This window comes from Arthrobacter sp. B3I9 (assembly GCF_030816935.1).
In the GTDB taxonomy this organism is placed as follows: Bacteria; Actinomycetota; Actinomycetes; order Actinomycetales; family Micrococcaceae; genus Arthrobacter.
Map to the genome: position 1 here is coordinate 3,388,998 of NZ_JAUSYO010000001.1, position 14,429 is coordinate 3,403,426.

At 67.0% G+C, this 14,429-nt stretch carries 15 protein-coding genes; 7 read left to right on the forward strand and 8 right to left on the reverse strand.

What is annotated here, in order from left to right; translation table 11 throughout:
- Positions 1-69 precede the first annotated feature (69 nt).
- Positions 70-1,239 carry a mannose-1-phosphate guanylyltransferase gene (locus QFZ65_RS15685; RefSeq protein WP_306911614.1) on the reverse strand — a complete coding sequence of 390 codons (1,170 nt, stop codon included), beginning with the start codon at positions 1,237-1,239 and terminating at the stop codon, positions 70-72.
- 258 nt (positions 1,240-1,497) lie between these two features.
- Here QFZ65_RS15685 and sdhC point away from each other — a divergent pair, with 258 nt between their 5' ends.
- The 5 genes from sdhC (at position 1,498) to QFZ65_RS15710 (ending at position 6,038) form a co-directional block, all read left to right on the forward strand.
- On the forward strand, positions 1,498-1,878 hold the full coding sequence (sdhC, locus tag QFZ65_RS15690) for a succinate dehydrogenase, cytochrome b556 subunit (RefSeq protein WP_306911615.1): 381 nt from the start codon (positions 1,498-1,500) through the stop codon (positions 1,876-1,878).
- A gap of 2 nt (positions 1,879-1,880) precedes the next feature.
- Positions 1,881-2,363: a succinate dehydrogenase hydrophobic membrane anchor subunit gene (locus QFZ65_RS15695; protein ID WP_306911616.1), complete on the forward strand. Its 483-nt coding sequence runs from the start codon at positions 1,881-1,883 to the stop codon at positions 2,361-2,363.
- A 161-nt stretch (positions 2,364-2,524) separates the two neighbouring features.
- A complete protein-coding gene (gene sdhA, locus QFZ65_RS15700; protein ID WP_306911617.1) occupies positions 2,525-4,324 on the forward strand; it encodes a succinate dehydrogenase flavoprotein subunit in 1,800 nt (599 codons plus the stop codon).
- A 1-nt stretch (position 4,325) separates the two neighbouring features.
- Positions 4,326-5,105, forward strand: a complete 780-nt coding sequence (locus tag QFZ65_RS15705) for a succinate dehydrogenase iron-sulfur subunit (protein WP_306911618.1) — start codon at positions 4,326-4,328, stop codon at positions 5,103-5,105.
- A 168-nt stretch (positions 5,106-5,273) separates the two neighbouring features.
- A complete protein-coding gene (locus QFZ65_RS15710) occupies positions 5,274-6,038 on the forward strand; it encodes a S9 family peptidase (protein ID WP_306911619.1) in 765 nt (254 codons plus the stop codon).
- On the opposite strand, the gene QFZ65_RS15715 is transcribed toward QFZ65_RS15710, so the two are convergent.
- The 7 genes from QFZ65_RS15715 to glyA all read right to left on the reverse strand — a co-directional run bounded on the left by QFZ65_RS15715 (position 6,001) and on the right by glyA (position 12,740).
- Positions 6,001-7,164, reverse strand: coding sequence for a YihY/virulence factor BrkB family protein (locus tag QFZ65_RS15715; RefSeq protein WP_373427604.1), 1,164 nt, complete (start codon positions 7,162-7,164; stop codon positions 6,001-6,003). The genes QFZ65_RS15710 and QFZ65_RS15715 overlap by 38 nt on opposite strands.
- Positions 7,109-7,744, reverse strand: a complete 636-nt coding sequence (locus QFZ65_RS15720) for a 2'-5' RNA ligase family protein (RefSeq protein WP_306911620.1) — start codon at positions 7,742-7,744, stop codon at positions 7,109-7,111. The genes QFZ65_RS15715 and QFZ65_RS15720 overlap by 56 nt, the downstream gene beginning before the upstream one ends.
- A gap of 4 nt (positions 7,745-7,748) precedes the next feature.
- On the reverse strand, positions 7,749-8,864 hold the full coding sequence (trpS, locus tag QFZ65_RS15725; RefSeq protein WP_306911621.1) for a tryptophan--tRNA ligase: 1,116 nt from the start codon (positions 8,862-8,864) through the stop codon (positions 7,749-7,751).
- 18 nt (positions 8,865-8,882) lie between these two features.
- Positions 8,883-9,716 carry an exodeoxyribonuclease III gene (locus QFZ65_RS15730; protein ID WP_306911622.1) on the reverse strand — a complete coding sequence of 278 codons (834 nt, stop codon included), beginning with the start codon at positions 9,714-9,716 and terminating at the stop codon, positions 8,883-8,885.
- Positions 9,717-9,726: 10 nt separating this feature from the next.
- Entirely contained in the window at positions 9,727-10,302 is a 576-nt protein-coding gene (locus QFZ65_RS15735) for a hypothetical protein (RefSeq protein WP_306911623.1), read from the reverse strand.
- Between the two features lie 199 nt (positions 10,303-10,501).
- On the reverse strand, positions 10,502-11,434 hold the full coding sequence (locus tag QFZ65_RS15740; RefSeq protein WP_306911624.1) for a bifunctional methylenetetrahydrofolate dehydrogenase/methenyltetrahydrofolate cyclohydrolase: 933 nt from the start codon (positions 11,432-11,434) through the stop codon (positions 10,502-10,504).
- 4 nt (positions 11,435-11,438) lie between these two features.
- A complete protein-coding gene (gene glyA / locus QFZ65_RS15745; protein WP_306911625.1) occupies positions 11,439-12,740 on the reverse strand; it encodes a serine hydroxymethyltransferase in 1,302 nt (433 codons plus the stop codon).
- Between the two features lie 376 nt (positions 12,741-13,116).
- Here glyA and purU point away from each other — a divergent pair, with 376 nt between their 5' ends.
- On the forward strand, positions 13,117-13,977 hold the full coding sequence (purU, locus tag QFZ65_RS15750; protein WP_306911626.1) for a formyltetrahydrofolate deformylase: 861 nt from the start codon (positions 13,117-13,119) through the stop codon (positions 13,975-13,977).
- A 21-nt stretch (positions 13,978-13,998) separates the two neighbouring features.
- Positions 13,999-14,397, forward strand: coding sequence for a class I SAM-dependent methyltransferase (locus QFZ65_RS15755; protein ID WP_306911627.1), 399 nt, complete (start codon positions 13,999-14,001; stop codon positions 14,395-14,397).
- The last annotated feature ends 32 nt before the right edge of the window (positions 14,398-14,429 follow it).

The window sequence follows — 14,429 nt, forward strand, 5'->3', positions numbered from 1 at the left end:
TAGCGGCATCCCGAACGCGCGTTACGGGCCGGGGCTCGTCGCCGCAGCCTCGCCCTGCCTCGGCGGACGCTAGAGGACGTCGGTGTCGCCGCTCGCTTTGAGGGCGTCGACGGCCTGCTTGACCCGCTGGGAGTGCTCCTTGGTGGTGACCAGGAGGGCGTCCGGGGTGTCCACGATCACGACGTCCTTGATCCCGATCAGCGCGATCACCCGCTTGGTGTCGGAAACAACCACGCCGCTGGCGTTCTCGGTGAAGACGCGGGCGCCCTCTCCGAGTACGGTGACGTCCTTGACTTCCTTGGCGCTGTTGAGCCGTCCCACGGACGCGAAGTCCCCGACGTCGTCCCAGCGGAAGGCTCCGGGCACGACGGCGACGTCCCCGGCGGCCGCGGCCGGTTCGGCGACGGCGTAGTCAATGGCGATCTTGGGCAGGGTGGGCCAGACCCGGGCCGTGACCTCGTCCCGCTGCGGGGTGTCCCAGGACTTTGCGATCTCCTGAAGCCCGGCGAAGAGTTCGGGCTGGTTCGCTTCGAGGTGCTTGAGCATCAGCGACACGGGGGCGACGAACATGCCGGCGTTCCACACGTAGTTGCCGCTGTCCACGTACTCCTGGGCGACTTCTTCGCTGGGCTTCTCGACGAACTCGACGACGGCCTGGGCGCTGGGGGCCTCCGGGACCCCGAGGGGTTCGCCGGCACGGATGTAGCCGAACCCGGTGGAAGGATGCGTGGGCTTGATGCCGATCGTGACGATCTTGCCGGCCGCGGCGGTGTGGATGGCCTCCCGGACGGCTGCCTGGAACAGGTGGTCCGGGCTGATCACCTGGTCCGCGGCGAAGGACCCCATGATGGTGTCCGGGTCGCGCTCGTGCAGGATGGCCGCGGCCAGGCCGATCGCAGCGCCGGAGTCCTTGGGCTCGCTCTCCAGGACAAGGTCACCGTCCTGTACTTCCGGAAGCTGGCGGCAGACGGCGGCACGGTGGGCCGTTCCGGTGACGACAAGCACGCGCTTGCCTGCAAGCGGCTGGAGCCGGTCGTAGGTGGCGCGCAGCAAGGTGCTGCCCGACCCCGTGAGGTCGTGCAGGAATTTGGGGGCAGCCGCCCGTGACAAGGGCCAGAGTCGGGTCCCCACGCCACCGGCCGGAATCACCGCAACGAAACGGCCCAGCGCGGCATCCTCCGCTGGCTCCTGGGACGGCTCCTGGGACGGGTCCTGGCTTGTCGCTTTGTCGTTAGTCATCAGGGCTACTTTAGCCGAATGCGGTCCGGCGGCCCCGGAGGCTGCCCGGCAAGCGGCCCGCCCGCCCGCGGCCGATGTGGTGTTTGTCTCAAAAAGGCGCCAAAACCGTGCTGGCGCCTGTCACCAACCCCGGCCTGAATTGAATAAGCTGTGAGCGAAGCCTAGATTTAGGCTTGAGCTTACGAGTGCTCTCGCAGCAGGCGTTCCCCCCGCGTGGATCCCATGCCAGCGCCGCTGTGTTGCAGGGAGGTTTATTCAGTGCCGACAAAACCAGCTGGCACCTTGTACCGCGGCCGTGAAGGCATGTGGTCCTGGGTTGGACATCGCATTACCGGTGTAGTGATCTTTTTCTTCTTGTTGGTCCATGTGCTGGACACCTCATTGGTGCGTGTGTCCCCCGAGGCCTACACCGCCGTGATCGGTGCCTACAAGAACCCCCTGATGGCCCTGGGTGAAACGGGCCTTGTCGCAGCGATCGTGTTCCACGCCTTCAACGGCCTGCGGATCATCGCCATCGACTTCTGGAAGAAGGGCGCGAAGTACCAGCGCCAGATGCTGTGGACGGTGCTCATTCTCTGGGTTGTCGTCATGGTGGGCTTCTCCATCCGCCACCTTTCCCTCGCCCTTGGAGGTCACTAGCCATGGATGCAACTGAGATTCAGAGCCCGCGCGCGGCGAAGGTCGGCGCAGGCCGCGTTGCCCCGGAGTACAACCGCAGCGGTGGCTCGAAGGGCAACTTCGAAATGCTCGCGTGGCTCTTCATGCGGCTTTCGGGCGTCGTCCTCGTCGTCCTGATCTTCGGCCACCTGGCCGTCAACCTGCTGGTAGGCGAGGGCATCCACGCCATCGACTTCGGCTTCGTCGCCGGCAAGTGGGCCGACCCCTTCTGGCAGGTCTGGGACCTGGCCATGCTGTGGCTGGCCATGCTGCACGGCACCAACGGTGTGCGCACCATCATCAACGACTACGCCGAAAAGGACGCCACGCGGCGCTGGCTGAAGACCGTGCTGTACGCGGCCACCACCGTCATCGTCATCCTGGGCACCCTGGTCATCTTCACGTTCGACCCGTGCCCCGTGGTCAACGGCGTGCAGCTGCCGGGCGGATTCTGCCCGGCGCCGTAGCAGCGGCTCCGCCGTTCCGGACCGTGCCTGCGGGCACAAGCGGTCCGCCAGGGCAACCGATCCTTGCCTGCCGCGTGCAGGAAGAGGATTTCCCGAGACTTCACCGGGCAGGCTCCGCCGCCGGTGTTTGATAGCGAATTTTGAGAGAAAGAGCATCTGGTATGCAGGTCCACAAATACGACGTCGTCATCGTCGGTGCCGGTGGCGCCGGGATGCGCGCGGCGATCGAATCAGGTCAGCGCGCCCGAACGGCAGTATTGACCAAGCTCTACCCCACGCGGTCCCACACCGGCGCGGCACAGGGCGGCATGTGCGCGGCCCTGGCGAACGTCGAGGAAGACAACTGGGAATGGCACACCTTTGACACCATCAAGGGCGGCGACTACCTGGTTGACCAGGACGCGGCCGAGGTCATGGCGAAGGAAGCGATCGACGCCGTCCTGGACCTGGAAAAGATGGGCCTGCCGTTCAACCGCACGCCCGAGGGACGCATCGACCAGCGCCGCTTCGGCGGCCACACCCGCGACCACGGCAAGGCACCGGTCCGCCGAGCCTGCTACGCGGCCGACCGCACCGGCCACATGATCCTGCAGACCCTGTACCAGAACTGCGTCAAGCACAACGTCGAGTTCTACAACGAGTACTACGTTCTGGACCTGCTGACCGTCGAGGAAGACGCTGTCCGCGAGGACGGCACGCCGTACAAGCAGAAGCGCGTTGCCGGCGTCGTCTCCTACGACCTCGCCTCCGGCGAACTGCACGTCTTCCAGGCCAAGTCCGTGGTGTTCGCCTCGGGCGGCGCCGGCAAGGTCTTCAAGACCACCTCCAACGCCCACACCCTCACCGGTGACGGCATGGGCATCGCGTTCCGCCGCGGCATCCCGCTGGAGGACATGGAGTTCTTCCAGTTCCACCCGACAGGCCTCGCAGGCCTGGGCATCCTCCTGTCCGAGGCCGCCCGCGGCGAAGGCGCGATCCTGCGCAACTCCGAGGGTGAGCGCTTCATGGAGCGCTACGCCCCCACCATTAAGGACCTCGCGCCGCGTGACATCGTGGCGCGCTCCATGGCCAACGAGGTCCGCGAGGGGCGCGGCTGCGGCCCGAACAAGGATTACGTCCTCCTGGACCTGACCCACCTGGAACCGGCACACATCGATGCCAAGCTCCCGGACATCACCGAGTTCGCCCGCACCTACCTCGGTGTGGAACCGTACACGGAACCGGTTCCGGTCTTCCCGACGGCGCACTACGCCATGGGCGGCATCCCCACCAACATCAGCGCCGAGGTGCTCCAGGACAACGACACCGTGGTTCCGGGCCTGTACGCCGCCGGTGAGGTTGCCTGCGTCTCCGTGCACGGGTCCAACCGCCTCGGCACCAACTCGCTGCTGGACATCAACGTCTTCGGCAAGCGCGCCGGCATCGCCGCCGCGGAGTACGCCAAGACGGCGGAGTTCGTGGAGCTGCCCGCGGATCCCGAGGCCTACACAATCCAGTTGCTGGACATCGTCCGCAATGGCACCGGCGACGAAAAGGTGGCGGTCATCCGCAAGGAACTGCAGGACACCATGGATGCCAACATGCAGGTGTTCCGCACAGCGGAGACGCTGAACCAGGTCCTCAAGGACATTGCGTCCTTCGAGGAGCGGTACCGGCGTATCACCGTCCAGGACAAGGGCAAGCGCTTCAACCTGGACCTGCTCGAGGCCGTGGAACTGGGCTTCCTGCTGGAGCTCGCCAAGGTCATGACCGTGGCGGCCCTGCACCGCGAGGAATCCCGTGGCGGGCACTTCCGCGAGGACTTCCCCGAGCGGGACGACGAGAAATTCATGAAGCACTCTATGGCGTACAAGGATGAGCACGCACCGGCGGACGGTTCGGCCGAGTCGATCGCGGGCATCCGGCTTGCCACCAAACCGGTGGTCTTTACGCGCTACGAGCCGATGGTGAGGAAGTACTAAGATGACCGCTGAACTCGCTGAGCCAGCCTCCAAGATCGAACTGCCCGCCGGCACCGGCGGCGGGGACATCCCGTCCTTCGACGTCCACCTTCGGGTGCGCCGCTACAACCCTGAGGTCTCCGACGAGTCCACCTGGGACGACTTCCACGTGACCATGTACGGCACCGACCGCGTGCTCGATGCCTTGCACAAGATCAAGTGGGAAATCGACGGCAGCGTCTCCTTCCGCCGTTCCTGCGCCCACGGCGTCTGCGGCTCCGATGCCATGCGCATCAACGGCCGCAACCGCCTGGCCTGCAAGACCCTGCTGAAGGACCTGGACACGTCCAAGCCCATCACCGTCGAGCCGATCAAGGGCCTGCCGGTGGAAAAGGACCTGATCGTGGACATGGAGCCGTTCTTCCAGTCCTTCCGCGAAGTCATGCCGTTCCTGATCAACCGCGGCCACGAGCCCACCAAGGAGCGCCTGCAGTCCGCCGAGGACCGCGAGCGGTTCGACGACACCACCAAGTGCATCCTGTGCGCCGCGTGCACATCGTCCTGCCCGGTGTTCTGGACGGACGGGCAGTACTTCGGCCCGGCGGCAATCGTCAACGCCCACCGCTTCATCTTCGACTCCCGTGATGACGCCGGCGACATGCGCCTGGAGATCCTCAATGACAAGGAAGGCGTGTGGCGCTGCCGCACCACCTTCAACTGCTCCGAGGCGTGCCCCCGCGGCATCCAGGTGACGCAGGCGATCGCCGAGGTCAAGCAGGCCATCCTGTCCCGCAAGATCTAGCACCCGCTCTTCCCAGGAGTACGACGACGGCGCCTCGCACCTTTCGGTGGGGGCGCCGTCGTCGTACTTCCACCCAAGCACCGCATGCTCTATCACTTGCGGTCCCTAAACCTGCGTTTTGGGCACCACAAGTGATAGCGCAAGAGCCGTCCCGCAGAAAGAGTCCCCATGTCCCGTTCCGAAAAAGTCACCTTCCGGGGCTCCACCGGCGAGCTGCTCTCCGGCGTCGTCGACGTCCCCGAGGGGCCTGTGAAGGGCTGGGGCGTGTTCTCGCACGGCTTCACGCTGGGCAAGGACAGTCCCTCCGCGTCCCGGATGTGCAAGGCCCTGGCGGACAACGGGGTGGGCATGCTCCGCTTCGACAACCTGGGGCTCGGCGAATCCGCGGGCCTGTGGGCCGAAGGCTCCTTCAGCCACAAGGTGGCGGACACCGTGAAGGCGGCGGAGTTCATGCGCGACGCCGGGCGGCCCGCCTCCTTGCTCGTGGGCCATTCCTTCGGCGGAGCCGCCGTGCTGGCCGCGGCAGGAGAAATTCCGGAACTCGACGCCGTCGCGACCGTGGGCGCACCGTTCTCGCCCAGGCACGTGGCCCATGTCTTTGACGCCGCGCTGGACCGGATCCTCAGCGAAGGAAGCGCCGAAGTGGACCTCGGCGGCAAGCACGTTGAGATCCGCCGGCACTTCGTGGAGGACCTGGAACACGCCGACCTGACGGACTGCATCCGCCGGCTGCACCGTCCGCTGATGGTGCTGCACTCCCCCACGGACAACACCGTGGGAATTGAGAATGCCAGCGCCATCTTCCAGGCCGCCCGGCATCCGCGCAGCTTCGTCTCGCTCGAGGGCAGCGACCACCTGCTGACCGGCAAGGGCCAGGCGGCGCGTGCCGCGAAGATTATTTCGGCGTGGGCCGATCAGTACCTCGACGCCTGAAACCGGCCGCCGGGAGCCGGCGGCGCGGGGAAGGTTCCACGGGAGTCTTCCCCGGCTGCACCTGGCGGGCACCCCAGCCGTTGGTCTTGTTGGCCGGCCCGGTCTTTAGGTCGCCCTCGCGCACCGCGGACCAGGCTGCGGAGACAAGGTAGACCTGGCTGACCAGGTTGAACCAGATCAGCAGGCCGATGATGATGGCGAACGGCGCCAGGATCGGGTTTCTGCCGGCGCTGGCCAGCAGCTGGGTGCTGAAGATCTGCAGGACCGCCGTGCCGACCGCGGCGAGGATGGTGCCTTCCAGGAGAGCACGCCGGGTTAGCTTCAGCCCCGCCGCTACCCGGAACATGATCAGCGCGGTACCCCAGCCGAGGAGCAGCGGCACCAGGATCGTGACGGACGTCGTGAGGGGTCCGGCCAGCAGCGGATCAAGGTGCAGCAGGTCCGCCACCCAGCCTGCCGCTGTGCCGAAGACCAGCGAGGCGGCGGCACTGACCACGAGGGCCGCTCCGAGCAGCAGCAAGGTGCCGGCGTCGCGCAGGATCTGCAGGACCGGGTTGGTCCCCCGCGGTCCGAGCTGCATCATGCCCCGCAGGCCGTCCCGGACGCCGCTGATCCAGCCCAGGGCGGTGTAAACCGTCACTGCTGCGGCGATGATGGCGGCCCATCCCAGATTGGAAGGGTTCAGCAGCTCGTGGGGATCAACGAGGCCCTCGCCGCCGTCGACTTTCAGGAGCCCCGGCGCGGCCTTCGCGACGCTCATGATGATCTGATCCAGGAGCGCGGGCTGGCCGCTCAGGAACAGGCCGGCCACGGAGAAGCCGGTGGCCAGCAGGCCCGTGATGGAGAAGAACATCCTGAAGCCGATGCCGGCGCTCATGAGGGGGCCGTGCTGGAGGTTGTAGTGCTGGAAGGTGCGCTGCGGTCGGAAGGTGTTGAGCCGCGCAAGGAGCCAAGGCAGCATCGCCATCAGGGGCGCCGGTCCCCCGCCGGAACGGCGTGCCTTGCCCCACTCGAGCCGTTTCCGGATGACTTCCAGTTTCAGTCCGGCCAGGTCGGTGGGAGGTGGCGGCTTAGCGGGCGTCTGCTGCGCCGCCCGGGCCTCTGTCGTCGTCGCGTTCGGTCCCAAAGTGAAGCTCTTCCCGTAGCTGCCAAATGCCGTTGTCGTCGTGCTCGTAAAGTCCCATGCTAGCCACCGGGAACGTGGCCCTGTAGTTCTTGAGCACCGTTTCGGCCTCATCGAGGCTTTCCGGGGCGACGTCGTGGGCCACCGTGACATGCGGGTGGTAGGGAAACGGCAGTTCGCGCTCCAGGGGGCCGGTCTGGAGCTGCCGATGCAGGCGGACGCATTCCGCGAAGCCGTCGTCGACCTTGAGGAAGACCACGGGAGAGACCGGCCGGAACGATCCCGTCCCGGCGATCGTCACCGTGAACGGCTCCTGCTTGCTCGCGACGTCCCGCACGTGGCAGCGGGTCGCCTCCCAGTCCTGGGTCATGGTGGTGGTGACCAGCGTGATGTGCGCCGGAATCACCCCCGCCATCGGGTCGCCGAACGAGGCCCGCCACCGCTGGAGTTCCTCGGCGACTTCCGGCGGGAACCTCAGGATCACTCCGACGCTGATGCCATCGCTGGAGGACTGTCCGTTGCCGGCGGGGGACCCGCCGGTTCGCGGGGCGTCTGTCGCGGTGACTTTGCTGGCGGCGGACATCGGCCTAGCGGACTCCGTTGCTTCCGGTGTAGGGCAGGAAGCCGACCTTGGCGTACACGTCGCGCAGCGTGGCGGAGGCGATCTCCCGTGCCTTGTCCGCGCCGTGGGCCAGCAGGCGGTCCAGCTCCGCCGGATCGTTCAGCAGTTCGCTGGCGCGGTCCCGGATCGGAGTGAGGCGCTCGGCCACCACCTCGGCGAGGTCCACCTTGAGGTGCCCGTACATCTTGCCCTGGTAGGCCGCAACGATCTCCTCAACGCTCTGGCCGGTGATGGACGAGTAGATGGTCAGCAGGTTGGAGACGCCGGGCTTGGTTTCCCGGTCGAAGCGGATCTCGGTCTCCGCATCCGTCACGGCGGACTTGATCCGCTTGGCGATGACCTTGGAGTCGTCCAGCAGGTTGATCAGCCCGGCCGGGGACTCCGCCGACTTGGACATCTTGGCGGTGGGGTTCTGCAGGTCGTAGATCTTGGCCGACTCCTTCTGGATGAAGGGGGCGGGGACGGTGAACGTCTCGCCGAAGCGGGAGTTGAAGCGCTGGGCAAGGTCGCGGCTGAGTTCCACGTGCTGGCGCTGGTCCTCCCCTACCGGCACACCGTGCGGCTGGTACAGGAGGATATCCGAGGCCTGCAGGATCGGGTAGGTGAAGAGGCCCACGCTGGCCTGCTCGGAGCCCTGCTTGAGGGCCTTGTCCTTGAACTGGGTCATCCGGGATGCTTCGCCGAAGCCGGTGATGCAGTTCAGGACCCAGGCCAGCTGCGCATGCTCCGGCACCTGGGACTGCACGAAGAGCGTGCACTTGTCCACGTCCACGCCGCCGGCAATGTACTGGGCGGCGGTGACGCGGGTGCGGTGGGCCAGTTCGGCCGGGTCCTGCGGGACGGTGATGGCATGCAAGTCCGGGATGAAGAAGATCGCGTCGTACTCCTCCTGCATCCGCACCCAGTTCACCAGGGCGCCGAGGTAGTTCCCCAGGTGCAGGGAGTCGGCCGAGGGCTGCATCCCGGAGAGGATGCGGTGCCGGGCGCCGGTGGCCGTTTCGGCCGGAACGGCGGGCGCGACGGCGGCGCTGATGTCGGCGTCGTGATGGGCGCCGGCGGTCGCGGTGGAAGGAAGGGTCATGTCAGAAAAGCCTTAACACTAGAGCCGGTAGTCCACTACCAGCGGGGCGTGGTCAGAGAAGCGGGTGTCCCAGGACGGTGCCCGGTCAACAACGGCCGACACTGCGGCGGCAGCGAAGGCGGGCGTGGCCAGGTGGTAATCAATGCGCCAGCCGGTGTCGTTGTCGAAGGCCTGTCCCCGTTGCGACCACCAAGTGTAGGGGCCGTCGACGTTACCCGCCAGGCCCCTGTGAACATCCTTCCAGCCGATTTCCTCACCGAAGAAGCGGTCGAAGTACGCGCGCTCCTCCGGCAGGAAGCCGGCACGTTTGACGTTGCCCTTCCAGTTACGGTTGTCCAGCTCCGTGTGCCCCACGTTGAGGTCCCCGACCACGAGGGCATGGTCGCTGTGCTTGGCCAGCTCGGGCAGCCTGGTGCTCATGACGTCCAGGAAGCGGAACTTGTCGTCCTGCTTGGGGCTGCCGGCCTCGCCGGAGTGCACGTAGGCGCTGGCCACAGTCAGCGTGGACGCGTCCCCAGCGGCATTGCGGACGATGTAGTCGGCCTCGACCCACCGGCCGGCGGTAGCGAAGTAGTCCTCGCCGATGCCCACCCTGGTGTTGACGGGCTCGTCGCGGGAGGCAATGGCGACGCCGGCCCTGCCTTTAGCCTCGGCCTCCGCGTGCAGGATGTACCAGCCTTCGCCGATCAGTTCATTGACCACAGCGTCAGGCGCCCGGACCTCCTGGAGGCAGAGGATGTCCACTTCGCGGGGCTCAAGCCATTCCGCCATGCCCTTCTTGTAGGCGGCACGAAGGCCATTGACGTTGACTGATGCGATGCGAAGGTGGTCCTTCTCCAATGCCAAGCTCACCCGGTCCACTCTAGTCGATGACGGTTCCGCGGACGGGCTCGTCGCTTCCGCCCGAGGCCTTGATCATGTCCCGCGCGTTAGTGGCGGTGATCTCGATGGTTTCCAGGGCCCGGCGGATCATTTCCGGGTCTGCAGCGGCACCCTTGGCGCGCTCCTGCTCCACGACGCGGACCTGCACCTGGACGATCTTGAAGGAATGGTCCAGCTTCAGGTCGCGCACCTCGTCGGCCTGGTGCCTCGGGGCCACGAGCCGGGTGCTGCCGGAGTTCACGCTGCCCGACGACGGCGCCCGGCCGGTCGCTGCGTTGAAGGCGTTCTGCGCCTCATTGAGCTTCGCGGTGGCCTTCTTTGCGGCCTTCTGGATGCTGAAGACGACGAACGATGCCAGGGCCAGCCAGAAGGCGGCGATGACCGCCACCACCCAGCCCACGACGTCGTTCTGGTTCGCCGCAAAGATCACGGCGACGAGGAACGCGATGATGAACACGGTCATGCCAAGACCGCCGATCCGGAACATCGAGAACTTGCCCGTTGCGGCGTTGTACGCGGACGGCTTGGAAGACGCGGAGTTGCCCAGAGATTGCATTCCTCCATTATCGCAAACCCGGAACGCACCCCCGGGCGCTTCCACCCCCGGCGAACGTTCCCGCCGTCTCGGACCCAAGTGACTGGCAGCACGTGTCGTTTTGGGCGCCCAAAACGACGTTTGCTGCCAGTCAGTTGGGAGGGCCGGTCAGTTGGGAGGGCCGGTCAGTTGGTAGGGCCGCTCAGTTGGGGAGGGCCGGTCAGTGGGCGGAGGTGCTTCGTTCCGCCAGGTGGCGCTCTGCGGTTTCCACCACGTTGGCCAGCAGCATCGCACGGGTCATGGGACCCACTCCCCCGGGGTTCGGCGAGAGCCAGGCGGCGACGTTGGCGGCCGCGGGGTCCACGTCTCCGGTGACCACGGCCTTGCCGGAACCGTCGTCAACTCGGCTGACGCCGACGTCGAGCACAATGGCACCGGGCTTGAGGTCCTCAGCCTTGATCATGTGCGGCTGCCCTGCGGCGGCGATCACGACGTCGGCCCGCCGGATTTCGGCGGGCAGGTCCACGGTCCCGGTGTGGGCCAGGATGACGGTGGCGTTGACGTCCTTGCGGGTGAGCAGCAGCCCGACCGGCCGCCCGATGGTGACGCCGCGGCCCACCACCAGCACGCGCTTGCCCTTGAGTTCGATCCCGTGCCGGGTGAGCAGTTCAACACAGCCCTTGGGCGTGCAGGGCAGCGGTGACTTCATCGGTCCGCTGACGTTTGCGACCAGCCGGCCGAGGTTGGTCGGGTGCAGGCCGTCGGCGTCCTTGTCCGGATCCATGGCCTCGAGGATGACGTCCTGGTCGATGTGCTTGGGCAGGGGCAGCTGGACGATGTAGCCGGTGCAGTCCGGGTTCTCGTTGAGCTCCCGGACCACGGCCAGCAGGTCCTCCTGCGTGGTGTCCTCGGGCAGGTCGCGGCGGATCGAGGTGATGCCTACCTCGGCGCAGTCCTTGTGCTTGCCGCCCACGTACCAGGTGCTGCCGGGGTCGGAGCCGACCAGGATGGTGCCGAGCCCGGGAACGATCCCCTGGGCCTTGAGCGCTGCCACGCGTTCGGTCAGTTCGGCCTTGATGGCGGCCGCGGTGGCCTTGCCGTCCAGGATTTGGGCTGTGGCCGGTGCTGTTGTTGCGGTCTCTGCAGAACTCATGGGGTCACCACTGCTCGTGCTGCGGGTACAGCGGGAAGTCGGCGGCCAGCTTGTCCACACGGTACTGCAGGGCTTCGACATCCGCGGCGGTGCCGGACTTCAGAGCGGTGGCGATGATGTCCGCCACCTCGGTGAATTCCTCGGCACCGAAGCCGCGGGTGGCCAGGGCCGGGGTGCCGATGCGCAGGCCGGAAGTGACCATCGGCGGGCGGGGATCGAACGGCACGGCATTGCGGTTGACCGTGATGCCCACGGAGTGGAGGAGGTCTTCGGCCTGCTGGCCGTCGAGCTGGGAGTTGCGCAGGTCCACCAGGACCAGGTGCACGTCGGTTCCGCCGGTGAGAACTGAAACGCCGGCGTCGGCGACGTCCGACTGGTTGAGGCGGTCGGCGATGATCCGGGCGCCTTCCAGGACGCGTTCCTGGCGCTCCTTGAATTCCTCGGTGCCGGCGATCTTGAACGCCACGGCCTTGGCGGCGATGACGTGCATCAGCGGTCCGCCCTGCTGGCCCGGGAAGACGTTGGAGTTGATCTTCTTGGCCCAGTCCTGCTTGGCCAGGATCACCCCGGAGCGGGGGCCGGCGAGGGTCTTGTGCACCGTGGAGGTGACGACGTCGGAGTGCGGCACCGGGCTCGGGTGCAGGCCGGCGGCAACCAGTCCCGCAAAGTGCGCCATGTCGGTCCAGAGCAGGGCGCCGACCTCATCGGCGATCGAGCGGAAGGCGGCGAAGTCAAGGTGGCGGGGGTAGGCGGACCAGCCGGCGATGATGACCTGCGGCTTCTCGGCGATGGCCTGCTCGCGGAGCCTGTCCATGTCGATCCGGAAGTTGTCTTCCTCGACCTGGTAGGCGGCGACGTCGTAGAGCTTTCCGGAGAAGTTCAGCTTCATGCCGTGGGTCAGGTGGCCGCCGTGCGCCAGCGACAGGCCCAGGATCTTGTCGCCTGGCTTGATCATGGCGGAGAGCGCCGCGGCGTTCGCCTGGGCGCCGGAGTGCGGCTGGACGTTGGCGAATTCGGCGCCGAAGAGGTCCTTGACCCGGTCGATCGCGAGCTGCTCGGCGACGTCGACGTACTCGCAGCCGCCGTAGTAGCGGCGTCCCGGGTAGCCCTCGGCGTACTTGTTGGTCAGGACCGAGCCCTGGGCTTCCATCACGGCGCGCGGGGCGAAGTTCTCGGAGGCGATCATCTCCAGGGTGCCGCGCTGGCGGCCGAGCTCCTGGCTGAGGACGGCGGCAATTTCGGGATCGAGCTCCGCCAGCGGCTGGTTGCTCACGGCAGTCGAGGAAAGGTTAACGGAAGTAGTCACGAAGAACTCCTGGCTAGGCAACGGGCACTGCTTAAGGTCAGGTTACCGGCTGGCCCGCCGCAGCGCCCTAAATTACGTACCGGGAACCGGTACGCAGCAGGGGCTGGCATCCGCTAAGGGTGCCGACGGCGGGGCGGCAGCAGGAGCTGCCGACCGGCAAAACATGACCCTCGGCCCAGGCGTACGATCCGTGGTCTTCGTGAGTGCCGCTCCCTGGTGGTTACCCACCCAACGCCAGTTGCGACCGTTCAAGCCTACCGCAGCCGCTACCCGGACGCGGGTCCGGGCGCAGGTCCGGGCAGGTCCGCGCAGGTCCGGGCAGTTGCGCGCAGGTCCGCGCAGGTCAGGGCAGTTGCGCGCAGGTAGGCTGTACGTCGTGACTGACCACCAGCAAAGCGATTCCTACATCCTCACCCTTTCCTGCCCGGACCGGCCCGGCATCGTGCACGCCGTCGCCGGGGCCCTCCTCGTGGCGGGCTGCAACATCACGGATTCCCAGCAGTACGGCAGCCAGGAGACCGGAACGTTCTTTATGCGGGTGGAGGCCACGACCGCGGCCGCCCAGGCCGAACTGCAGGCCGCGCTGGAGCCGGTCGCGCTGGCCTTCGGCATGCAGTGGAGCCTGAACCCCGAGGGCCGGAAGGTCCGCACGCTGCTCATGGCCAGCACCTCGGCCCACTGCCTCAACGATTTGCTCTTCCTGCAGCGCTCGGGGACCCTCCCGATCGAGATCCCGGCCATCGTCTCCAACCACCAGGACCTGGCCGGGCTGGCCGAGTTCTATGGCATCCCCTTCCACTACGTCCCTGTCACCCGGGACTCGAAGGCCCGTGCCGAGGACGAGCTGCGCGCCCTGATGGCGGAGCACGACATTGAGCTCACCGTCCTGGCCCGCTACATGCAGATCCTCTCCGACGAGCTGTGCACCGAGCTCTCCGGCAAGGCCATCAACATCCACCACTCCTTCCTGCCGTCCTTCAAGGGCGCCAAGCCGTACCACCAGGCGCACTCCCGCGGGGTGAAGCTCATCGGCGCCACCGCGCATTACGTGACGGCGGCCCTGGACGAGGGCCCGATCATCGAGCAGGAAGTCATCCGGGTGGACCACCGGCGCACGGCGGAGCAGTTCGTCCAGATGGGCCGGGACGTGGAGGGCCGGACGCTGGCCCAGGCGGTCCAGTGGCACGCCGAACACCGCGTCCTGCTGGACGGCAACCGGACGGTTGTCTTTAACTGACGCCGGACTTTTACTTGAGGTATGGCCGCTTTGCGGGAGGAACTCCTCGCGGAGTTTGTCACGCTGCTCAAGGCTGAAGGCCGGCGCGGCGTGCTGGGGCTCAACTGCGCCCGGGGGTCGGACGGCCTGCACTTCGTCCAGTGTGGCATCCATTTCATCGGGGTGGATCCGTCCGAGGAGAATGTGCACTCAGCCCGCGCCCGCGGCCTGGACGTTGCGGTCGCCGGGCCGGAGTCCCTCCCCTTCCCCAACGCCGCGTTCGCCTCTGTGTGGGCGGCGGACGCCCTGGCGGGCCTGCCGCCGGAGCAGTGGGCCGGCGTCGTGCGGGAGATGGAACGGGTGGCCGCTCCGGGCGCCCCGATCGCCGTCGTGCTCCCCGAACCCGACCAGGGTTTCACGATCCTGCGCTCCCCCGCCTGAATCCACAGGACACGCGGCGGGTGTCCTAGGCT